This window comes from Streptomyces sp. NPDC053069, from assembly GCF_044546895.1.
In the GTDB taxonomy this organism is placed as follows: Bacteria; Actinomycetota; Actinomycetes; order Streptomycetales; family Streptomycetaceae; genus Streptomyces.
Map to the genome: position 1 here is coordinate 206,763 of NZ_JBITZN010000002.1, position 19,230 is coordinate 225,992.

17 protein-coding genes and 1 pseudogene are annotated in these 19,230 nt (G+C 72.0%); 8 read left to right on the forward strand and 10 right to left on the reverse strand.

Features of this window, described 5'->3' with window-relative positions; all coding sequences use genetic code 11:
* Nucleotides 1-115 precede the first annotated feature (115 nt).
* The 3 genes from ACIGXP_RS04570 to ACIGXP_RS04580 all read right to left on the reverse strand — a co-directional run bounded on the left by ACIGXP_RS04570 (nucleotide 116) and on the right by ACIGXP_RS04580 (nucleotide 3,251).
* On the reverse strand, nucleotides 116-1,747 hold the full coding sequence (locus tag ACIGXP_RS04570; RefSeq protein WP_399763946.1) for a phospho-sugar mutase: 1,632 nt from the start codon (nucleotides 1,745-1,747) through the stop codon (nucleotides 116-118).
* A 120-nt stretch (nucleotides 1,748-1,867) separates the two neighbouring features.
* On the reverse strand, nucleotides 1,868-2,692 hold the full coding sequence (locus ACIGXP_RS04575) for a purine-nucleoside phosphorylase (protein WP_399763948.1): 825 nt from the start codon (nucleotides 2,690-2,692) through the stop codon (nucleotides 1,868-1,870).
* Nucleotides 2,693-2,813: 121 nt separating this feature from the next.
* Nucleotides 2,814-3,251 carry a gamma-glutamylcyclotransferase gene (locus tag ACIGXP_RS04580; RefSeq protein ID WP_399763951.1) on the reverse strand — a complete coding sequence of 146 codons (438 nt, stop codon included), beginning with the start codon at nucleotides 3,249-3,251 and terminating at the stop codon, nucleotides 2,814-2,816.
* A 96-nt stretch (nucleotides 3,252-3,347) separates the two neighbouring features.
* On the opposite strand from ACIGXP_RS04580, the gene ACIGXP_RS04585 reads away from it, so the two are divergent.
* The gene (locus ACIGXP_RS04585) at nucleotides 3,348-4,796 is read left to right on the forward strand and encodes an NAD(P)H-quinone dehydrogenase (RefSeq protein WP_363216889.1); all 1,449 of its coding nucleotides are present in this window, start codon (nucleotides 3,348-3,350) and stop codon (nucleotides 4,794-4,796) included.
* Nucleotides 4,797-4,962: 166 nt separating this feature from the next.
* Nucleotides 4,963-5,892, forward strand: a complete 930-nt coding sequence (locus ACIGXP_RS04590; RefSeq protein ID WP_399763954.1) for a DeoR/GlpR family DNA-binding transcription regulator — start codon at nucleotides 4,963-4,965, stop codon at nucleotides 5,890-5,892.
* A gap of 211 nt (nucleotides 5,893-6,103) precedes the next feature.
* Here ACIGXP_RS04590 and ACIGXP_RS04595 read toward each other — a convergent pair whose 3' ends face one another.
* Entirely contained in the window at nucleotides 6,104-7,876 is a 1,773-nt protein-coding gene (locus tag ACIGXP_RS04595; RefSeq protein WP_399763956.1) for an acetyl/propionyl/methylcrotonyl-CoA carboxylase subunit alpha, read from the reverse strand.
* A gap of 364 nt (nucleotides 7,877-8,240) precedes the next feature.
* On the opposite strand from ACIGXP_RS04595, the pseudogene ACIGXP_RS04600 reads away from it, so the two are divergent.
* Nucleotides 8,241-8,732, forward strand: a pseudogene (locus ACIGXP_RS04600) (hypothetical protein); the annotation flags it as partial.
* Nucleotides 8,733-8,817: 85 nt separating this feature from the next.
* On the opposite strand, the gene ACIGXP_RS04605 reads toward ACIGXP_RS04600, so the two are convergent.
* The 4 genes from ACIGXP_RS04605 to ACIGXP_RS04620 all read right to left on the reverse strand — a co-directional run bounded on the left by ACIGXP_RS04605 (nucleotide 8,818) and on the right by ACIGXP_RS04620 (nucleotide 11,481).
* Complete coding sequence (locus ACIGXP_RS04605) at nucleotides 8,818-9,447, reverse strand: nucleoside triphosphate pyrophosphatase (protein WP_363219873.1); 630 nt, start codon at nucleotides 9,445-9,447, stop codon at nucleotides 8,818-8,820.
* A 32-nt stretch (nucleotides 9,448-9,479) separates the two neighbouring features.
* On the reverse strand, nucleotides 9,480-9,608 hold the full coding sequence (mmpB, locus tag ACIGXP_RS04610) for a morphogenic membrane protein MmpB (RefSeq protein ID WP_363219872.1): 129 nt from the start codon (nucleotides 9,606-9,608) through the stop codon (nucleotides 9,480-9,482).
* A 70-nt stretch (nucleotides 9,609-9,678) separates the two neighbouring features.
* Nucleotides 9,679-9,888 carry an acyl-CoA carboxylase epsilon subunit gene (locus tag ACIGXP_RS04615; RefSeq protein WP_363219871.1) on the reverse strand — a complete coding sequence of 70 codons (210 nt, stop codon included), beginning with the start codon at nucleotides 9,886-9,888 and terminating at the stop codon, nucleotides 9,679-9,681.
* 9 nt (nucleotides 9,889-9,897) lie between these two features.
* Nucleotides 9,898-11,481 carry an acyl-CoA carboxylase subunit beta gene (locus tag ACIGXP_RS04620; RefSeq protein WP_363219870.1) on the reverse strand — a complete coding sequence of 528 codons (1,584 nt, stop codon included), beginning with the start codon at nucleotides 11,479-11,481 and terminating at the stop codon, nucleotides 9,898-9,900.
* A gap of 110 nt (nucleotides 11,482-11,591) precedes the next feature.
* Here ACIGXP_RS04620 and ACIGXP_RS04625 point away from each other — a divergent pair, with 110 nt between their 5' ends.
* Nucleotides 11,592-12,452: a biotin--[acetyl-CoA-carboxylase] ligase gene (locus tag ACIGXP_RS04625; RefSeq protein WP_399763961.1), complete on the forward strand. Its 861-nt coding sequence runs from the start codon at nucleotides 11,592-11,594 to the stop codon at nucleotides 12,450-12,452.
* A gap of 264 nt (nucleotides 12,453-12,716) precedes the next feature.
* Complete coding sequence (locus ACIGXP_RS04630) at nucleotides 12,717-13,823, forward strand: adenylate/guanylate cyclase domain-containing protein (protein WP_363219867.1); 1,107 nt, start codon at nucleotides 12,717-12,719, stop codon at nucleotides 13,821-13,823.
* Here the strand turns inward: ACIGXP_RS04630 and ACIGXP_RS04635 are convergent.
* The gene (locus ACIGXP_RS04635; RefSeq protein WP_399763965.1) at nucleotides 13,798-14,460 is read right to left on the reverse strand and encodes a hypothetical protein; all 663 of its coding nucleotides are present in this window, start codon (nucleotides 14,458-14,460) and stop codon (nucleotides 13,798-13,800) included. The genes ACIGXP_RS04630 and ACIGXP_RS04635 overlap by 26 nt on opposite strands.
* A 196-nt stretch (nucleotides 14,461-14,656) precedes the next feature.
* On the opposite strand from ACIGXP_RS04635, the gene ACIGXP_RS04640 reads away from it, so the two are divergent.
* From ACIGXP_RS04640 to hutH, 3 genes are all read left to right on the forward strand, one after another.
* Nucleotides 14,657-15,451, forward strand: a complete 795-nt coding sequence (locus ACIGXP_RS04640; protein WP_399763968.1) for an enoyl-CoA hydratase/isomerase family protein — start codon at nucleotides 14,657-14,659, stop codon at nucleotides 15,449-15,451.
* A gap of 163 nt (nucleotides 15,452-15,614) precedes the next feature.
* On the forward strand, nucleotides 15,615-16,757 hold the full coding sequence (locus tag ACIGXP_RS04645; protein ID WP_399763971.1) for a diguanylate cyclase domain-containing protein: 1,143 nt from the start codon (nucleotides 15,615-15,617) through the stop codon (nucleotides 16,755-16,757).
* Nucleotides 16,758-16,845: 88 nt separating this feature from the next.
* Nucleotides 16,846-18,384 carry a histidine ammonia-lyase gene (gene hutH / locus ACIGXP_RS04650; RefSeq protein WP_399764837.1) on the forward strand — a complete coding sequence of 513 codons (1,539 nt, stop codon included), beginning with the start codon at nucleotides 16,846-16,848 and terminating at the stop codon, nucleotides 18,382-18,384.
* Between the two features lie 53 nt (nucleotides 18,385-18,437).
* On the opposite strand, the gene ACIGXP_RS04655 is transcribed toward hutH, so the two are convergent.
* A complete protein-coding gene (locus ACIGXP_RS04655; RefSeq protein ID WP_399763975.1) occupies nucleotides 18,438-19,196 on the reverse strand; it encodes a hypothetical protein in 759 nt (252 codons plus the stop codon).
* Nucleotides 19,197-19,230: the final 34 nt, after the last annotated feature.

Genomic DNA, 19,230 nt, shown 5'->3' on the forward strand with positions numbered 1-19,230 from the left:
CTCAGGTCGGTGGCGGGCGCCCCGTCGCGGTGCCTGCAGTGAGCTCGACGGCTCTCCGTGTCGCATGGCGAAATGGGGTGCCCCGGGCCGGGGCACCCCATCGGTGTCGTGCGGGTCAGATGCCGGCGGCCGCTGACAGGTCTCGCTTGATCGTGGTCAGGAGTTCCGTCGCGCGGGTCCGGGCGGCCGGGAGGCCGGCGCGGGTGGCGACCGGTACGACGACCTCCAGGTAGCACTTCAGCTTCGGCTCGGTGCCGCTCGGGCGGACGATCACGCGGGCGCCGTCGAGGGTGTAGCGCAGGCCGTCCGTGGGGGGCAGTCTGTCGGTGCCCCGGGTGAGGTCCTCGGCACGGGTGATGGACAGGCCGGCCAGCTCGGTCGGGGGCTGCTCGCGCAGGCGGCGCATCGCGTCCGCGATGACGGAGAGGTCCTCGACGCGGACCGAGAGCTGGTCGGTGGCGTGCAGGCCGTGCTCGACGGCGAGGTCGTCCAGGAGGTCGAGGAGGGTGCGGTTCTCCGACTTCAGCTGCGAGGCCAGCTCGGTGATCAGCAGGGCGGCGGTGATGCCGTCCTTGTCGCGCACGCCCTCGGGGTCCACACAGTAGCCGAGGGCCTCCTCGTAGCCGTAGCGCAGGCCGTCCACGCGGGCGATCCACTTGAAGCCGGTCAGCGTCTCCTCGTAGGGAAGGTTCGCCTTCTCGGCGATGCGGCCGAGGAGGGAGGAGGAGACGATCGACTCGGCGAAGGTGCCCTGTGCTCCGCGGCGGACCAGGTGGGCCGCGAGGAGCGCCCCCATCTCGTCGCCGCGCAGCATGCGCCAGTCGCCGCCGTCCCGGACGGCCACGGCGCAACGGTCGGCGTCCGGGTCGTTGGCGATGACCAGGTCCGGATCGGTGGCGCGGGCCTGCGCGAAGGCGAGGTCCATCGCGCCCGGCTCCTCCGGGTTGGGGAACGCCACCGTCGGGAAGTCGGGGTCCGGGTCGGCCTGCTCGGCAACCAGCACCGGCTCGGGGAATCCGGCCCGCGCGAAGGCGGCGAGCAGGACGTCCTTGCCGACGCCGTGCATGGCCGTGTAGACCGTGCGGGCCGTGCGGGGGGAGTCCGGGGACAGTACGGCGTCCGTGCGTGCCAGGTAGGCCTCCAGGACCGTGTCGTCCAGGGTTTCCCAGCCGGCGTCCGGGCGGGGCACGTCGTGCAGGGAGGCGATCGCGTCGATCTCGGCGGCGATCTCCGCGTCGGCCGGCGGCACGATCTGGGAGCCGTCGCCGAGGTAGACCTTGTAGCCGTTGTCCCGGGGCGGGTTGTGGCTGGCGGTGACCTCGACGCCCGCGACCGCGCCGAGGTGCCTTATGGCGAAGGCCAGGACGGGAGTGGGCAGGGGGCGGGGCAGTACGGCCGCGCGCAGGCCGGCGCCCGTCATGACGGCGGCGGTGTCCCGGGCGAAGTCGGCGGACTTGTGGCGGGCGTCGTAGCCGATGACGACGAGTCCGTCGGTCTGGCCCTGGTTCTTCAGGTACGCGGCGAGGCCGGCCGCGGCGCGGATGACGACCGAGCGGTTCATGCGCATCGGGCCGGCGCCCAGCTCGCCTCGCAGGCCGGCGGTGCCGAATTGCAGCGTGCCGCTGAAGCGGGCGGACAGCTCCGCCGTGTCACCGGCCTCGATCAGCCCGGCCAGTTCGTCGCGAGTCTCCTGGTCGGGATCCTCGGCGAGCCAAGCCTTGGCCCGGGCGATGAGATCGTCGTGCACCTTGGGATCAACCTCTCCGTGTTTGCCTGGTCCACCGGGGGCTCCGCCCCCGGATCCCCGTCTCCCACCCGCCCGGCCGAAACGGCCGGCCGACAAGCGAGCGGATGGGCTTTGCGGCGCTTACAGCTTGCCCAGCACCTGGCCCAGCAGCTCGCCCATCCGGGCAGCCGAGTCGCGGCCCGCCTGGAGGACCTCCTCGTGGTTGAGGGGCTCGCCGGTCATGCCGGCCGCCAGGTTGGTGACCAGGGAGATGCCCAGCACCTCGGCGCCCGCCTCGCGCGCGGCGATGGCCTCCAGGACCGTGGACATGCCGACCAGGTCCGCGCCGATGACGCGGGCCATGCGGATCTCGGCCGGGGTCTCGTAGTGCGGGCCGGGGAACTGCGCGTAGACGCCCTCCTCCAGGGAGGGGTCGATCTCCTTGCACAGGGCGCGCAGGCGGGGCGAGTAGAGGTCCGTCAGGTCGACGAAGTTCGCGCCGACGATCGGGGAGGTCGCCGTCAGGTTGATGTGGTCGCTGATCAGGACCGGCTGGCCGGGGCGCATGCCCTCGCGCAGACCGCCGCAGCCGTTGGTCAGCACGATGGTCTTGCAGCCCGCCGCGACGGCCGTACGGACGCCGTGCGCGACCGCGGCCACGCCACGGCCCTCGTAGTAGTGCGTGCGGCCCAGGAAGACCAGCGCGCGCTTGTCACCGAAGGAGTACGAGCGGACCTTGCCGCCGTGCCCCTCGACGGCCGGCGGCGGGAAGCCGGGCAGCTCGGTGACCTGGAACTCGGCGTCGGGCGCGCCCAGGGCGTCGACGGCCGGAGCCCAGCCGGAGCCCATCACGAGGGCGACGTCGTGGGTCTCGGCGCCGGTGAGTTCGCGCAGGCGCGCGGCGGCGGCGTCGGCGGCGGCGTAGGGGTCGCCCTGGATGTCGTCCGGAAGAAGAAATGCGTTCACGCCGACGAGGGTAGCTCGTCTTCGCCTACGCGCGTAGATGACAGAGCTCACGGGATTGGAATCGTTGCCTTGTCGTTTTCCACGAACAGCAGGCAAACCCGCAGGAAGCCGCCGGAGCGGCTCAGCAGGGGCGCTTGCGGAGTTCCATCACATAGTCGTGGGGTGCCCCGGCGGACTCCGCCGCGTCGGCGATCTCGCCCAGGTAGCGCGCCGAGGGCAGACCGCCCTCGTAACCGTTGAGGACGTACGTCCACGCCGTCTCCTCGCCGTCGAGGGTGTGCACGCGCACCCGCACCCGGCGGTAGAGGTCGTCCGCCACGCCCTCCCACCGGTCGAGGGACTCCTCGTCCATGGGTGCGATGTCGTACAGGCCGACGAAGACCTGCGCGAGGGGGTCCTCGACGATCGTCGCCAGCGCGCCCTCCCAGCCCAGGTGCTCGCCGCCGAACGTCAGCCGCCAGCCGTTCAGCCAGCCCGTGGCGCGCAGCGGGGAGTGCGGGGCGCGGAAGGACATCAGGCCCGCGTCGAGGTTGCCGGCGTACGCGGCATAGAGCGACATGCACAGAGGGTACGGCAGGGGAAACGCGGGTCACTCGTGTCCCAGCCGAAGCTTCCGTGCGCCCCGGGGCAGTAGCACCTTGAAGGGTGCGGGACAATGGAGTACGTGACTCGGATCGTGATCATCGGTGGCGGACCCGGCGGATACGAAGCGGCCCTGGTGGCCGCCCAGCTCGGTGCGGAGGTGACCGTCGTCGACTGCGACGGTCTGGGCGGAGCGTCGGTGCTGACCGACTGCGTGCCGTCGAAGACGCTCATCGCTACGGCCGAGGTGATGACCACCTTCGACTCGTCGTACGAAGAGCTGGGGATCATCGTCGCCGACGACACACCTCCGCTGGAGCAGGCGGCCCGGGTCGTCGGGGTGGATCTGGGGAAGGTCAACCGCCGTGTGAAGCGGCTTGCGCTCGCCCAGTCCCACGACATCACCGCCTCCGTCACGCGTGCCGGCGCCCGGGTCATGCGCGGCCGCGGCCGGCTGGACGGCATGCAGGCCCTCGACGGGTCCCGGAAGGTCGTCGTCACCGCCGCCGACGGCACCGAGGAGACCCTCACCGCCGACGCCGTCCTCATCGCCACCGGCGGCCACCCGCGCGAGCTGCCCGACGCCCAGCCCGACGGCGAGCGCATCCTCAACTGGACCCAGGTCTACGACCTCACCGAACTGCCGGAAGAGCTGATCGTGGTCGGCTCCGGTGTGACCGGTGCCGAGTTCGCCGGCGCCTACCAGGCCCTGGGATCCAAGGTCACCCTCGTGTCCTCCCGGGATCGCGTGCTGCCGGGCGAGGACCCGGACGCCGCCGCCGTGCTGGAGGACGTCTTCCGGCGCCGCGGCATGAACGTCATGGCCCGTTCCCGCGCGCAGTCCGCCAAGCGCGTCGGCGACCGGGTCGAGGTGACGCTGGCCGACGGGCGTGTCATCAGCGGCACGCACTGTCTGATGGCCGTCGGTGCGATCCCGAACAGCGCGGGGCTCGGCCTGGAGGAGGCCGGCGTGAAGCTGCGCGAGTCGGGGCACATCTGGACCGACAAGGTGTCCAGGACGACCGCTCCCGGCGTCTATGCGGCCGGTGACGTGACCGGTGTCTTCGCCCTCGCGTCCGTCGCCGCCATGCAGGGACGTATCGCCATGTACCACTTCCTCGGCGACGCGGTGGCCCCGCTGAACCTGAAGACGGTCTCCTCCAACGTCTTCACCGACCCCGAGATCGCGACGGTCGGTTACACGCAGGCGGACGTGGACGCGGGCAAGATCGACGCCCGGGTCGTCAAGCTGCCCCTGCTGCGCAACCCCCGCGCCAAGATGCAGGGCATCCGGGACGGCTTCGTGAAGATCTTCTGCCGGCCGGGTACGGGCATCGTCGTCGGCGGTGTGGTCGTCGCGCCCCGCGCCTCGGAACTGATCCACCCCATCTCGATCGCCGTCGACAACAATCTGACGGTCGAGCAGATCGCGAACGCGTTCACGGTGTACCCCTCCCTTTCGGGGTCGATCGCCGAGGTGGCCCGGCAGCTGCACACCCGCAAGGCCGGCGCGGAGGTCTGACGGCCGGTTCCGGCTTCCCGCTGGTCACGGGGAGTCGCCGCGTGTGCGTACGGCATAGTCGGGGCGACTAGGTCCTATACCACTTCCCGACCTGTCACGCGAACAACTTCTGTTATTCGGCGCAAACTGCTGAAAGCAGACGGTCGCTGGGGTTACTGTCAGTTTCGTGTTCGCTGCTGAACGTCGCCAATTGATCCTCGAAATGGTGCGAGCGAACGGTGCCGTGTCGCTCCGTGAGCTCGCCCGCGTCGTCCAGACCTCCGAAGTGACCGTACGGCGGGACGTGCGGGCGCTGGAGGCCGAAGGACTCCTCGACCGCCGGCACGGCGGTGCGGTACTGCCGGGCGGGTTCACGCGAGAATCCGGCTTCCCGCAGAAGTCCCATCTCGCGACCGCCGAGAAGACCGCCATCGCCGACCTCGCGGCAGGCCTCGTCGAAGAGGGCGAGGCCATCGTGGTCGGCGCGGGTACCACCACGCAGGAGCTGGCCCGCCGGCTCGCGCGGGTGCCCGGCCTGACCGTCGTCACCAACTCCTTGCTGGTGGCTCAGGCCTTGGCCCACGCAAACCGGGTGGAGGTCGTGATGACCGGCGGCACCCTGCGCGGCTCCAACTACGCCCTCGTCGGCTCCGGCGCGGAGCAGTCCCTGCAGGGGCTGCGGGTGTCGAAGGCCTTCCTGTCCGGGAGCGGGCTCACCGCCGAGCGCGGGCTGTCCACGTCCAACATGCTCTCGGCGTCCGTCGACCGGGCGCTGGTGCAGGCTGCCGCGGAGGTCGTGGTCCTCGCCGACCACACCAAGCTCGGTACGGACACGATGTTCCAGACCGTGCCGACCGATGTCATCACCCGTCTGGTCACCGACGAGCCCCCCGCGAACGACGACCGCGCCGGCATGGAGTTGCAGGCTCTTGCCGACCAGGGGGTGCAGATCGCCGTGGCCGGGGCGAACGGAGTCCCTTCGGGGGGTGAGCAGGCCCCGGCGCGGCGTGCTCCGCTGCCGGGGCCGCGCAGGGGGATGGCGCTTCGGCCGGGGGCGGGGTTCGGGGAGCCGGCGTCAGCTGAGCGCGGGCGTGTCGCTGATCTGCGACGGCGCTGAGGTCGCCCGACTTGCCGTAGGGCTTCAGGTCGTCGGGCTGGTGCGGGTCCGCCCGGACCGGTCGCGCAGTTCCCCGTCCCCTTCAGGCCGGCTGCCCCTCAGGGACGTGAGGCGTCCCCCGGGTCTCGGAAAGCCGTCCCCACCCTCGGGCAAAGGACGACGCCCGGCAGACCGAAGCTGTCGGTCCACCGGGCGTCTGTGAAGCCTGCCGTCAGTCCTTGATCTCGCAGATCGGGGCGCCGGAGGTGAGGGAGGCGCCGACCTCGGCGGTCAGGCCCTTGATGGTGCCCGCCTTGTGGGCGTTGAGGGGCTGTTCCATCTTCATGGCCTCCAGGACGACGACCAGGTCGCCCTCCTTGACCTCCTGGCCCTCCTCGACCGCGACCTTCACGATCGTGCCCTGCATCGGGGAGGCGAGGGTGTCGCCGGAGGCGACGGGGCCGGACTTCTTGGCCGCGCGGCGCTTGGGCTTGGCGCCGGCCGCCAGGCCGGTACGGGCCAGGGACATGCCCAGCGAGGAGGGCAGGGAGACCTCCAGGCGCTTGCCGCCGACCTCGACCACGACCGTCTCACGCCCGCTCTCCTCGTCCGCCTCCGTGTCGGCGGGAGCGGCGAAGGGCTTGATGTCGTTGACGAACTCGGTCTCGATCCAGCGGGTGTGGACCGTGAACGAGTCGTCGGAGCCGGTCAGCTCCGGCGCGAACGCCGGGTCCCTCACCACCGCGCGGTGGAAGGGGATCGCGGTGGCCATGCCCTCGACCTGGAACTCGTCCAGGGCGCGGGCGGCCCGCTCCAGGGCCTCCTTGCGGGTACGGCCGGTCACGATCAGCTTGGCGAGCAGGGAGTCCCAGGCCGGACCGATCACGCTGCCCGCCTCGACACCGGCGTCCAGACGGACACCCGGCCCGGAGGGCGCGTCGAAACGGGTGACCGTGCCCGGGGCGGGCAGGAAGTTGCGGCCCGGGTCCTCGCCGTTGATGCGGAACTCGAAGGAGTGTCCGCGCAGCACCGGGTCGTCGTAGCCGAGTTCCTCGCCGTCGGCGATGCGGAACATCTCGCGCACCAGGTCGATGCCGGCGACCTCCTCGGTCACCGGGTGCTCCACCTGCAGGCGGGTGTTGACCTCCAGGAACGAGATCGTGCCGTCCTGGCCGACCAGGAACTCACAGGTGCCCGCACCCTGGTAGCCGGCCTCCTTCAGGATGGCCTTGGAGGCGCGGTACAGCTCGGCGACCTGCTCCTTGGACAGGAACGGCGCCGGGGCCTCCTCGACCAGCTTCTGGTGACGGCGCTGCAGGGAGCAGTCACGGGTGGAGACGACGACCACGTTGCCGTGCTTGTCGGCCAGGCACTGGGTCTCCACGTGCCGGGGCCGGTCCAGGTAGCGCTCGACGAAGCACTCCCCACGGCCGAACGCGGCGACCGCCTCGCGCACCGCCGACTCATACAGCTCCGGGACCTCCTCCAGGGTCCGGGCGACCTTCAGACCCCGGCCACCGCCACCGAACGCGGCCTTGATCGCGATGGGCAGGCCGTGCTCCTGGGCGAACGCCACGACCTCCTCCGCCCCCGAGACCGGATCGGGCGTACCGGCGACCAAAGGCGCGCCGGCACGCTGCGCGATGTGCCGGGCGGCGACCTTGTCACCCAGATCACGGATGGCCTGCGGCGGCGGGCCGATCCAGATCAGACCCGCATCCAGCACCGCCTGCGCGAAGTCGGCGTTCTCCGACAAGAACCCGTAGCCGGGATGGATCGCGTCCGCGCCGGACTCACGCGCCGCGTTCAGGATCTTGTCGATGACCAGATAGCTGGTGGCCGGAGTGTCACCGCCCAGAGCGAACGCCTCATCCGCGGCGCGGACATGCAGAGCGTCCCGGTCCGGGTCGGCGTAGACGGCCACGCTCGCGATCCCGGCGTCCCGGCAGGCCCGGGCCACGCGGACAGCGATTTCGCCACGGTTGGCGATGAGCACCTTGCGCACGATTGAGGCTCCCTCCTTGAAACAAGCCGAGTTTAGGGACTGCCGACACGGCACTTCGACCCGTCCCCAATGGTGAGCTTGCCCACACGGAGCGTAGTTCGAGGCTCGCTCGACCCGTGAAATCCCATGTCGCGCCCGCGTACGCAGGACTCCTCCGGGAAACCCTAGCCCTGTCATGTGGTCAAGGTCTCTGTGAGAGCGTGCTGCGGCCCACTCAGTTTCTTTGTCGAGTCCCTACGAATGGCCCAATGATTCTTTGCTGGCGCGCAAACCCTTGTCCCTGGGTTTACCCGTTAGTAGCGTTCGCGATGGCTCGAACGTACCTGTGGTAACAAGTCGCTGGCTCGAGAGTGGGTGGGGACCGGTGGTGCGCAGACCGGTGGCATGGGTCGTGGCGGTCGTCCTCCTGGCGGAGGGCGTCTTCATCGCCGCGCTGAACTGGTTCCTCGGAATGGTGGTCGACCGCCAGGACATGTCCCTGGCCGGCCTCGACCCGTCGACGATGGCGACGTCCTCGAAGGTCGGCGGCGTCGTCTTCGGGCTCTACTTCGCGCTGTGCGCGCTGGTGGCCGTCCTGGTCGCGATCCGCGACCGCGCCCCCGCGGGCTTCGGCCGCGTCCTGCTGATCAGCGTGGCGGTCGTCCACGGCCTGCTGGGGGCCTTCGTCTGGGGCCTGGTCGGCTGGACGGCGTTCCTGTTCATGGTGGTCGTACTCGGCCTCGTCGTCCTGCTCCTGATGACGTACGACCAGGACGGCGGCCCGCGGCGGGATGTCTCCGGCGGTGGAGCGGGGCAGGACGGCGACCCGAAGACGGAGGCCGAGCCGGCCTCGGCCCCGGCTGCGGCCACGGGCCCGGCGTCCGTACCGGGGCCCCGTACGGACGCGCCGCAGGACGTGCACGACGGGCCCGGCGAGCCGCGGGACTCCGGGCCCGCCCGGATCACTCGTCCGGCGACCACAACTCCGTGATGCCCACGTGCAGTTCGGCCAGCAGCTTGCGCACCAGGGGCAGGCTGATGCCGATCACATTGCCGTGGTCGCCCTCGATGCCCTCGATGAACGGCGCCGAACGGCCGTCCAGGGTGAAGGCCCCGGCGACGTAGAGGGGCTCGCCGGACGCCACGTACGCCGCGATCTCCTCGTCGCTGGGTTCACCGAAACGGACGACGGTGGATGCGGTCCCGGACACGTACCGCTTGGCCGCCGTGTCCCAGATGCAGTGACCCGTCTGGAGGGTGCCCGCCCGCCCGCGCATCGCCTTCCAGCGGGCGGTCGCCTCCTCGGCGTCGGCGGGCTTGCCCAAGGCCTGCCCGTCCAGCTCCAGCACCGAGTCGCAGCCGATCACCAGGGCGCCCTGCACCTCCGGCTTCGCCGCCACGACCGAGGCCTTCGCCTCGGCCAGGGCGAGCGCCAGCTCCGCCGGGGTGGGCGCGGTGACGGCGTCCTCGTCGACGCCGCTGACGATCACCTCCGGTGAGAGACCGGCCTGCCTCAGGAGGCCCAGCCGGGCGGGGGAGGCGGAGGCGAGGATCAGGCGGCGGCGCGTAGACCTGCGGTCCGTAGCAGTCATGCGGTCAGGTTAGTCGCGGGGCGCCGGCCGGCTCACCTCAGGCCGATGACGACCATCGCCAGGATCATGGCCAAGGCCATCAGAAAGCCGAGCCGCCGAAGCATCGCCTGCGCTTCGCGCAGGTCCTTCGGCGGCTCGTTTTCCGGGTCTGACCAGAGCATTCGTCCAGCCTGCGGCCCGGTGGGGGGTGGGCGCCTGAGTATCGGTACTCAATTGGCGCGCCGTGTTGCCTCAGCTCGGCCAGTACGTGCGGGTCCAGGACGCCTGCCCCGGCTTGGGCAGGTGGGACGCCGCGATCCGTGCCGGGTCGGACCAGGCGTCCCTCGGGCCCTCCGCGCCGGGCGGCGTTGCCGCTGCCGCCGCGGCGCGGGCGCGGACCACCGCCAGGGCGGCGGCCAGCTCCTCCGGGGTCGGGTTGCCCCGTACGACTTTGATCGTCACAGCGGCTCCTTAGAGGGGGATGTTGCCGTGCTTCTTCGGAGGCAGGGATTCCCGCTTGGTGCGCAGCTGACGCAGGCCGCGGACGATGTGGGCACGGGTGTCGGACGGCATGATCACCGCGTCGATGTAACCGCGCTCGGCCGCGACGTAGGGGTTGAGGAGGGTGTCCTCGTACTCCTGGATCAGGCGGGCCCGGGTGCCCTCGACGTCCTCCGCCTCGGCGATGGTGCGGCGGTGCAGGATGTTGACCGCGCCCTGGGCGCCCATGACGGCGATCTGGGCGGTGGGCCAGGCCAGGTTGAGGTCGGCGCCGAGGTGCTTGGAGCCCATGACGTCGTACGCCCCGCCGAAGGCCTTGCGGGTGATGACGGTGATCAGCGGGACCGTGGCCTCCGCGTAGGCGTAGATCAGCTTGGCGCCGCGCCGGATGATGCCGGTGTGCTCCTGGTCGACGCCCGGCAGGAAGCCCGGCACGTCCACGAAGGTCAGCACCGGGATGTTGAAGGCGTCGCAGGTGCGCACGAACCGGGCGGCCTTCTCGGACGCGTCGATGTCCAGGCAGCCGGCGAACTGCATGGGCTGGTTGGCGACGATGCCGACCGGGAAGCCCTCGACCCGCCCGAACCCGGTGAGGATGTTCGGCGCGAACAGGGACTGCGTCTCGAAGAACTCGCCGTCGTCCAGCACGTGTTCGATCACCGTGTGCATGTCGTACGGCTGGTTCGCGCTGTCGGGCACGACGGTGTCCAGCTCGCGGTCCTCGTCGCTGACGGCGAGGTCGGCCTCCTCGGGGAAGACCGGGGGCTCGGAGAGGTTGTTGGACGGCAGGTACGACAGCAGCTGCTTGACGTACTCGATGGCGTCCTTCTCGTCGCCGGCCATGTGATGGGCCACGCCGGAGGCCGTGTTGTGGGTCCTGGCCCCGCCCAGCTCCTCGAAGCCGACGTCCTCGCCGGTGACGGTCTTGATGACGTCCGGGCCGGTGATGAACATGTGCGAGGTCTGGTCGACCATGACCGTGAAGTCGGTGATGGCCGGGGAGTACACGGCTCCGCCGGCGCAGGGGCCGACGACCAGGCTGATCTGCGGGATGACGCCGCTGGCGTGGGTGTTGCGGCGGAAGATCTCGCCGTACGCGCCGAGGGAGGCGACGCCTTCCTGGATGCGGGCGCCGCCGGAGTCGTTGATGCCGATGACCGGGCAGCCGGTCTTCAGGGCGAAGTCCATGACCTTGACGATCTTCTGCCCGTAGACCTCGCCCAACGCGCCGCCGAAGACGGTGAAGTCCTGCGAGAACACCGCGACGGGGCGTCCGTCGACGGTGCCGTACCCGGTGACGACGCCGTCGCCGTACGGCCGGTTCTTCTCCAGTCCGAAGTTGCTGGACCGGTGCCGGGCGAACTCGTCCAGCTCGACGAACGACCCCTCGTCCAGCAGCAGCTCGATGCGCTCACGGGCCGTCAGTTTGCCCTTGGCGTGCTGCTTCTCGACGGCGCGTTCCGAGCCGGCGTGCGTCGCCTCGTGGATGCGGCGCTGGAGATCCGCCAGCTTGCCAGCGGTCGTGTGAATGTCGATCTCTTCCGGCTCGGACATCGGGATGCGGCTCCCTGCCTGCTCAAAAGGGGGGACGGTTACTCATCCGTAGAGTAGTGCTGGGCCTGTGGGTCGGCAGTGCGGCGTTTCCCACACCTAGGGTGACTTGCATGACGCCGCACAATGCATCAGACGACAGCCGCTGGTCCGACCTGGACCGTCCGCCCCTGAACGCCGTGGCACTGCGGCGTGCGCTGGTCCGGGAGGGAAGCCTGTACCGCGAGGTGGACGTGGTGCAGCGCACCGGCTCCACCAACTCCGACCTGGTCGCCCGGGCCGCCGCCGGGAAGGCAGGTGAGGGCGCGGTGCTGGTGGCGGAGGAGCAGACGGAGGGGAAGGGCCGTCTGGACCGCCGCTGGACGGCACCGCCGCGCTCGGGCCTGTTCTTCTCCGTGCTCCTGCGGCCCGTCGAGGTCCCGGTGGCGCGGTGGGGCTGGCTGCCGCTGCTCACCGGCGTCGCGGTGGCGGCGGGTCTGTCGCGGGGGGCGGGCGTGGATACGGCGCTGAAGTGGCCGAACGACCTGCTGGTGACCGTGGGCGGGGAGGAGCGCAAGGCCGGCGGCATCCTCGCGGAGCGGGCCGGTGAGGGCGGTGTGGTCATCGGTGTCGGCATCAACGTCACGCTGCGGGCGGAGGAACTGCCGGTGCCGCAGGCGGGGTCGCTGGCGCTGGCCGGGGCGGCGGGCACGGACCGGGATCCGCTGCTGCGGGCGGTGCTGCGGTCGCTGGAGGAGTGGTACGGGCGGTGGCGGGGTGCCGGGGGTGATCCCACGCTGAGTGGTCTTCAGGAGGCCTATGCGGCGGGGTGCGCGACGCTGGGGCGCACCGTGCGGGCCGAGCTGCCCGGAGAGCGGTCGATCGTGGGCGAGGCGGTGGCGATCGACGGGGACGGACGGCTGGTCATCGCGACGGAGAAGGGTGTACGGGAGCCTGTGGGGGCGGGGGACATCGTGCATCTGCGTCCCGCGTAGGTCCGTGCCGGCCGGGGGGTCGCGCCGCGGCCGGCTGCAGCTCCCCGGGGGCGCGGGGAACTGCGCGACCAGCCACGACCGCCCCGCACTCCGCGACGGCGATGACTCCCCCGGACCTCTCCGGCACAGCACAGAGGCAAACGGCACCTACCCGGTACCGAGCACATCCCCCCGGCCGAACCCAACGGAGTGAGCTGGCGCACACCTGCCGTAGAGTTGAGGCCGGTCGAAACGTGACCGCGGCAGATCGGAAGGGCAGCAGGCGTGACCGTCGACGACACGGGCTCCGGCGCGGGCGCGGACGCCGCCGACCCCGGCGAGGATCCGCTGGCCCTGCGCCTCGAACAGCTCATCCTGGGCGCCGAGCGCCGCTACACCCCGTTCCAGGCGGCCCGTAGCGCCGGCGTCTCCATGGAGCTGGCGTCACGGTTCTGGCGGGCCATGGGCTTCGCCGACATCGGCCAGGCCAAGGCGCTCACCGAGGCCGACGTACTGGCCCTGCGCCGCCTCGCCGGTCTGGTCGAGGCGGGGCTGCTCAGCGAGGCCATGGCGGTGCAGGTGGCCCGGTCCACCGGGCAGACCACCGCCCGGTTGGCCGAGTGGCAGATGGATTCCTTCCTGGAGGGCCTGACCGAGCCGCCCGAGCCCGGAATGACCCGTACCGAGGTGACGTACCCGATCGTCGAGCTGCTCCTGCCCGAGCTGGAGGAGTTCCTGGTCTACGTCTGGCGCCGGCAACTCGCCGCCTCGGCCGGACGGGTCGTGCAGTCGGCGGACGACGAGGAGATGGTCGACCGGCGGCTCGCCGTCGGCTTCGCCGACCTCGTGGGGTTCACCCGGCTGACCCGCCGGATGGAGGAGGAGGAGCTGGGTGAGCTGGTCGAGGCGTTCGAGACGACCGCCGCCGACCTGGTGGCCGCGCGCGGCGGCCGGCTGATCAAGACCCTCGGCGACGAGGTGCTGTACGCGGCGGACGACGCCGGTATCGCCGCGGACATCGCGCTGCGGCTGGTCGAGACGCTGGCGAACGACGAGACGATGCCGGAGCTCCGGGTCGGCATGGCGTTCGGCACGGTCACCACCCGTATGGGTGATGTCTTCGGTACGACGGTGAATCTGGCCTCCCGGCTGACCTCGATAGCCCCGCGGGACGCCGTCCTGGTGGACAGCGCCTTCGCGGAGGAACTGATCCGCTCCGGCGAGGCGCCCGTCTCCGAGGCGGAGGCGGCGGAGGCCGCGGCGGCCGCCGAGAAGGAAGGCGAGGAGCCGCCGGTGTACCGCTTCGCGCTCCAGCCGATGTGGCAGCGCCCGGTCCGCGGGCTCGGCGTGGTCGAGCCCTGGCTGCTCACCCGCCGCGACGGCCAGTCGTAGACCTCTCGCCCCCTCGGTCCACGCACAGGCCGAGCACCGGCACGCACAGTCCGTCCGTACCCGGGTCCGCCGTGCTGCGGCTGGGTGCGGGGCTGGGCGGTGCGGTCCGGGAGGCGGTCGGGGCAGGTGGCTGGGCGGAGGGCGTCGCCCGGGGCTGCGACGGGGTGCCGCGGGTGGCGGCCGGTCCGCCGGCGGTGGTGCCCGGTGCGGCGGTGCCGCCGTGCGGCACCGCGGGCGTGTGCGGGCCGGGACGGGCGCCGGCCGGACGGGCGGCCGTCGGCGGGAGGCTCCGGCCGCCCATGACGGAGGTCGCCGAGGGCAGCGCGGTGGGGGCGGCGGCGACCGTGACGGCGGTGTTCGCCGCGGGGTCCGTGGTGCCGCCGTCCGCGTCGGGGCGGGGCCCGGCCTCGGTCGTGCCCGGGACGTCGGCGCCCGAGTCCGGCGCGACCCGGACCAGGCTGAGCACACCTGCGGCCAGGGCGAGTCCGCCGGCGGCGAGCAGTACTTTGCGGGGGCGCGGCTTGCGGTGCCGTCCGCGTCGTACGGCGGGCGCGCCGACCGGCTCGCCGTGCTCCTGTGGCTCCCGCCGCTGCTCCGGTTCCGTTTCCGTACGGGACTGTGCACGTATCAGTGACATGGTTCCCCTCCCCGCCGCCCGCCCCGGCGTGCCGTGGCGGACGCACGCTATGCGTTCCTGTGGGCGATGTGGGGTGAGACGGCCGGGATGTCACTCGAACGGGCGTAGCCCCCTGGGCTTTTCCGCGGCCGGGTCCGGCTGCGATGATCGGGCCGACAGTGGTTAACCCGCGTTAACACGTGAGCCGGAGGGTGTCATGAGCGAGGAGCGGTTCGGGGAGTTCGTGCTGGTACGGCGGCACGGGTTCGTCGCGGAGCTGGTGCTGGACCGGCCCAAGGCCATGAACGCCGTCTCGACGGAGATGGCCCGCTCCCTCGCCGCCGCGTGCACGGCGCTGGCCGCCGACCGGGACGCGCGGGTGGTGGTGCTGACCTCGTCCCATGAGCGGGCGTTCTGCGTCGGGGCGGACCTGAAGGAGCGGAACTCCTTCAGCGACGCCGATCTGCTGCGGCAGCGGCCGGTGGCGCGCGGGGCGTACACCGGGGTGCTGGAGCTGCCGATGCCGACGATCGCCGCGGTGCACGGGTTCGCGTTGGGCGGGGGGTTCGAACTGGCCCTGTCCTGCGATCTGATCGTGGCCGACCGTACGGCGGTGGTGGGGCTGCCGGAGGTGTCCGTGGGCGTGATTCCCGGCGGCGGCGGTACGCAGTTGCTGCCGCGGCGGGTCGGGGCGGCGCGTGCGGCGGAGCTGGTTTTCTCGGCGCGGCGGGTGGAGGCGGCGGAGGCGGTCGAACTGGGGCTGGTCGACCAGGTCGTGGACGCCGGGCGCGATCGGGAGGAGGCCCTCGTGCTGGCCGCGCGCATCGCCGGTAACTCGCCGGTCGGGCTACGGGCCGCCAAGCGGGCGCTGCGGCTGGGGCACGGCCTGGATCTGCGGGCGGGGCTGGAGGTCGAGGACGCGGCGTGGCGTTCTGTGGCGTTCTCCGGTGACCGGGCGGAGGGAGTGGCGGCGTTCAACGAGAAGCGCAAGCCGCAGTGGCCGGGGGAGTAGGCGGGGCTGTGCCCGTAAGGGGCGCGGGGCCGTGTTCGACCGGCGGCTGCGCCGCGTGGGCGCGAGCGGCCGCATCGGACCCGAGCCCCTCGCACCGCAGGGCTCACCACCTGTTCGCCCCACCCATGTCCCGCAACCCCCAAATCCTCCCTAATCTGGAGTAATGGGCGAGGACAGGCGGCTGGCCGCAGTCGTGGCGCTGGCGCAGGGGATGGCGGCGGCCCACACTCCGCGGGACTCGTGGCATGCCGCAGCGCTCGGCGCGTGCCGAGCGCTGGACGGCGGCTTCGCTGCGCTGTCGGTGTGGGAGCGGGAGCTCGGCCGCCTGCGCGTCCTCGTGAACGTGGGGGACCGGCGCCCGGACGAGGAGGAGTTCCCCGAGTCCGAGGCCTACCCGGTGCACCAGTTTCCGGAGATCACCGAGTTCCTGCACGAGCGGTGGGCCGGCGGGGGCGGACCCAACGCCTGGGTGGAGACCGCCGAGGGAACCGCCGCCGGCACTCCCGGCTATTTCCATCAGCGCGTCGCCGCCCTGCGCCGCAGAGGCCGCGGCTGCTGTGTCGTCGCGCCGGTGGTGCTGCATGGCAGGGCCTGGGGCGAGTTGTACGTCGCCCGTCCCGTCGACGCCCCTCTGTTCGACCGGGCCGACGCCGACTTCGCCACCGTGCTGGCCGCCGTCGTCGCCGCCGGGCTCGCGCAGACCGAGCGGCTGGAGGAGGCCCGCCGGCTCGCGTACACCGACGCCCTCACCGGACTCGCCAACCGCCGCGCCGTGGACGTACGCCTGGAGGAAGCCGTCGAGCGGCACCGTACGGAGGGTGCGGCCGTCAGCCTCGTCGTCTGTGATCTCAACGGGCTGAAGCGGGTCAACGACACCCTCGGGCACGCCGTCGGCGACCGGCTCCTGGAGCGCTTCGGCTCGGTGCTGTCGCTGTGCGGGGCGATGGTGCCGGGTGCGCTCGTGGCACGGCTCGGCGGGGACGAGTTCTGTCTGCTGGCGGTCGGGCCGCCCGCCGACGACGTGGTCAAGGCCGCCGACGAACTGTGCAGGAGGGCGGCGGAGTTGGAGCCCGGGGAGGGCGTGGCGTGCGGGATCGCCTCGACCGAGGACCCGATCGGGGAGGTGCACGACGCCCGGCGGCTGTTCCGGCTCGCCGACGCCGCCCAGTACCGGGCCAAGGCGCTGGGTGTCGACCGGCCGGTGGTCGCGGGGCGCGAGGGGCCTCAGGATCCGGTCGTACGGCTGGCGGACGAGCCGCCGCCCTCGCAGGGCGAGCGGCGCCGGTTCCGGGGACGCCGCCCGTGAGGCGAAGCCCACACGGATCGGTAAGGGGTGCCCCTGTTCCCCACTAGTGACATCCCCGCATTCAATGCGTACGCTCCTGAATATGGATATGCACACTGTGGTGGTGGGGACGTCCGGTGTCACGGCGTCCGACGTTCTCGCCGTGGCGCGCGGCGGTGCCCGCATCGAGCTGTCGGCGGAGGCGGTGGCGGCCCTGGCGGCGGCCCGCGAGATCGTGGACGCGCTGGCGGCCAAGCCGGACCCGGTCTACGGCGTCTCCACCGGCTTCGGAGCCCTGGCGACCCGGCACATCAGCCAGGAACTGCGCGCCCAGCTGCAGCGCAACATCGTCCGCTCGCACGCCGCCGGCATGGGGCCGAGGGTGGAGCGTGAGGTCGTACGGGCCCTGATGTTCCTGCGGCTGAAGACCGTCTGCTCCGGGCACACCGGCGTGCGGCCCGAGGTCGCGCAGACCATGGCCGACGTGCTGAACGCCGGGATCACCCCGGTGGTGCACGAGTACGGCTCCCTCGGCTGCTCCGGTGACCTGGCCCCGCTGTCCCACTGCGCCCTGACCCTGATGGGCGAGGGGGAGGCGGAGGGCCCCGACGGCACGGTCCGCCCCGCGGGCGAGCTGCTCGCCGAGCACGGGATCCAGCCCGTCGAGCTGCGCGAGAAGGAAGGGCTCGCCCTTCTCAACGGCACCGACGGCATGCTCGGCATGCTGATCATGGCCCTCGCCGACCTCGACACCCTCTACAAGTCCGCCGACGTCACCGCCGCCCTCAGCCTGGAGGCGCTGCTCGGGACGGACAAGGTGCTCGCACCGGAGCTGCACGCCATCCGGCCGCACCCCGGGCAGGGCGCCTCCGCCGCCAACATGCTCGCCGTGCTCAAGGGCTCCCAGCTCACCGGGCACCACCAGGACGACGCGCCCCGCGTCCAGGACGCCTACTCGGTGCGCTGCGCCCCGCAGGTCGCCGGTGCGGGACGCGACACCATGGCACACGCCCGGCTGGTCGCCGAGCGCGAGCTGGCCTCCGCCGTCGACAACCCGGTCGTGCTGCCCGACGGCCGCGTGGAGTCCAACGGCAACTTCCACGGCGCCCCGGTCGCCTACGTCCTGGACTTCCTCGCCGTCGCCGCCGCCGACCTCGGCTCCATCGCCGAGCGCCGCACCGACCGGCTGCTGGACAAGAACCGCAGCCACGGGCTGCCGCCGTTCCTCGCCGACGACGCGGGCGTCGACTCCGGGCTGATGATCGCCCAGTACACGCAGGCCGCCCTGGTGAGTGAGATGAAGCGGCTGGCCGTACCGGCCTCCGCGGACTCCATCCCGTCCTCCGCCATGCAGGAGGACCACGTCTCCATGGGCTGGTCGGCCGCGCGCAAGCTGCGCACCGCCGTCGGCAACCTCACCCGGATCATCGCCATCGAGCTGTACGCCGCCACCCGCGCCATCGAGCTGCGCGAGGGCCTCACCCCGGCGCCGGCCTCCCAGGCCGTCATCGAGGCCGTGCGCGCCGCCGGTGTGCAGGGCCCGGGCCCCGACCGGTTCCTGGCGCCCGACCTGGCCGCCGCCGACGCGTTCGTACGCGGCGGGCACCTCGTCGCCGCGGTGGAGGCCGTCACCGGCCCGCTGCAGTAACGTCCCGGCAGGACGACAGGGGCCCCGCCGCGTGCGGGACCCCTGTCGTCACATCACTTCAGCTTGGCCTGCTGGGCCTTGACGACCTCCGGTGACACCGCGTACGCCTTCTTGTCCATCATCGCGCCCAGGTTGGACGTGAAGTAGACCGACAGGGTGGTCCCGGTCCTGACGACCTCGGCGTGGACGGGGGCCGCATCCCCGTCGTCCGAGTCCATCGTCGCGGTGAACGCCACCGCCCCGTCCCCGGCGTCGGTCGCCTTTTCCGCGGCGACCTTGGTGAACTGCGCCTTCGTCCCCGCCTGCTTGCCGGGGAAGCCGCTCGCGCAGGCCTTGACGGCGGCGGAGACCGACGCGAGGGCCTTCTCGGCGCCGTCGCCGTCGTACGAGGCAAGGGTGACCGTGGTGACGTCCCGGTCCAGGGACTTGTGCATGGCTTCCTCGAACTTCTTCCCGTCGAGGTCGTCCGGCGAGGTCGGCTTGGCCGAGGGCGACTTCTTCGCGTTCTCCATGGCCAGCCGGTCGGTCTTCGCCGCCGCCTCGGTCGGCGGGAGGCCGCTCATCACGCGGGCCAGCGGCCGGCACGGCGCGCTGTCGGTGGTGATCGGCTTGGCGCGGGAGGCCGGCACTGGCCCCACCTTGTACCCCGGCACCTCGCCGTCGGCGATGATCAGCTTCTTCAACTCCGTGGCGCTCGGCGCCTGCACGGCCGGCTTCGCCGCATCCTTGCCGGAGCAGCCCGTGACAAGGGCGAGCGACAGCGCACCCAGCACCGCGGTGGCGCACAGTCGCACGCCCGATGATCTCTTCATGGGCGAACTATGTGCGCACTGTCAAAGAATCGTC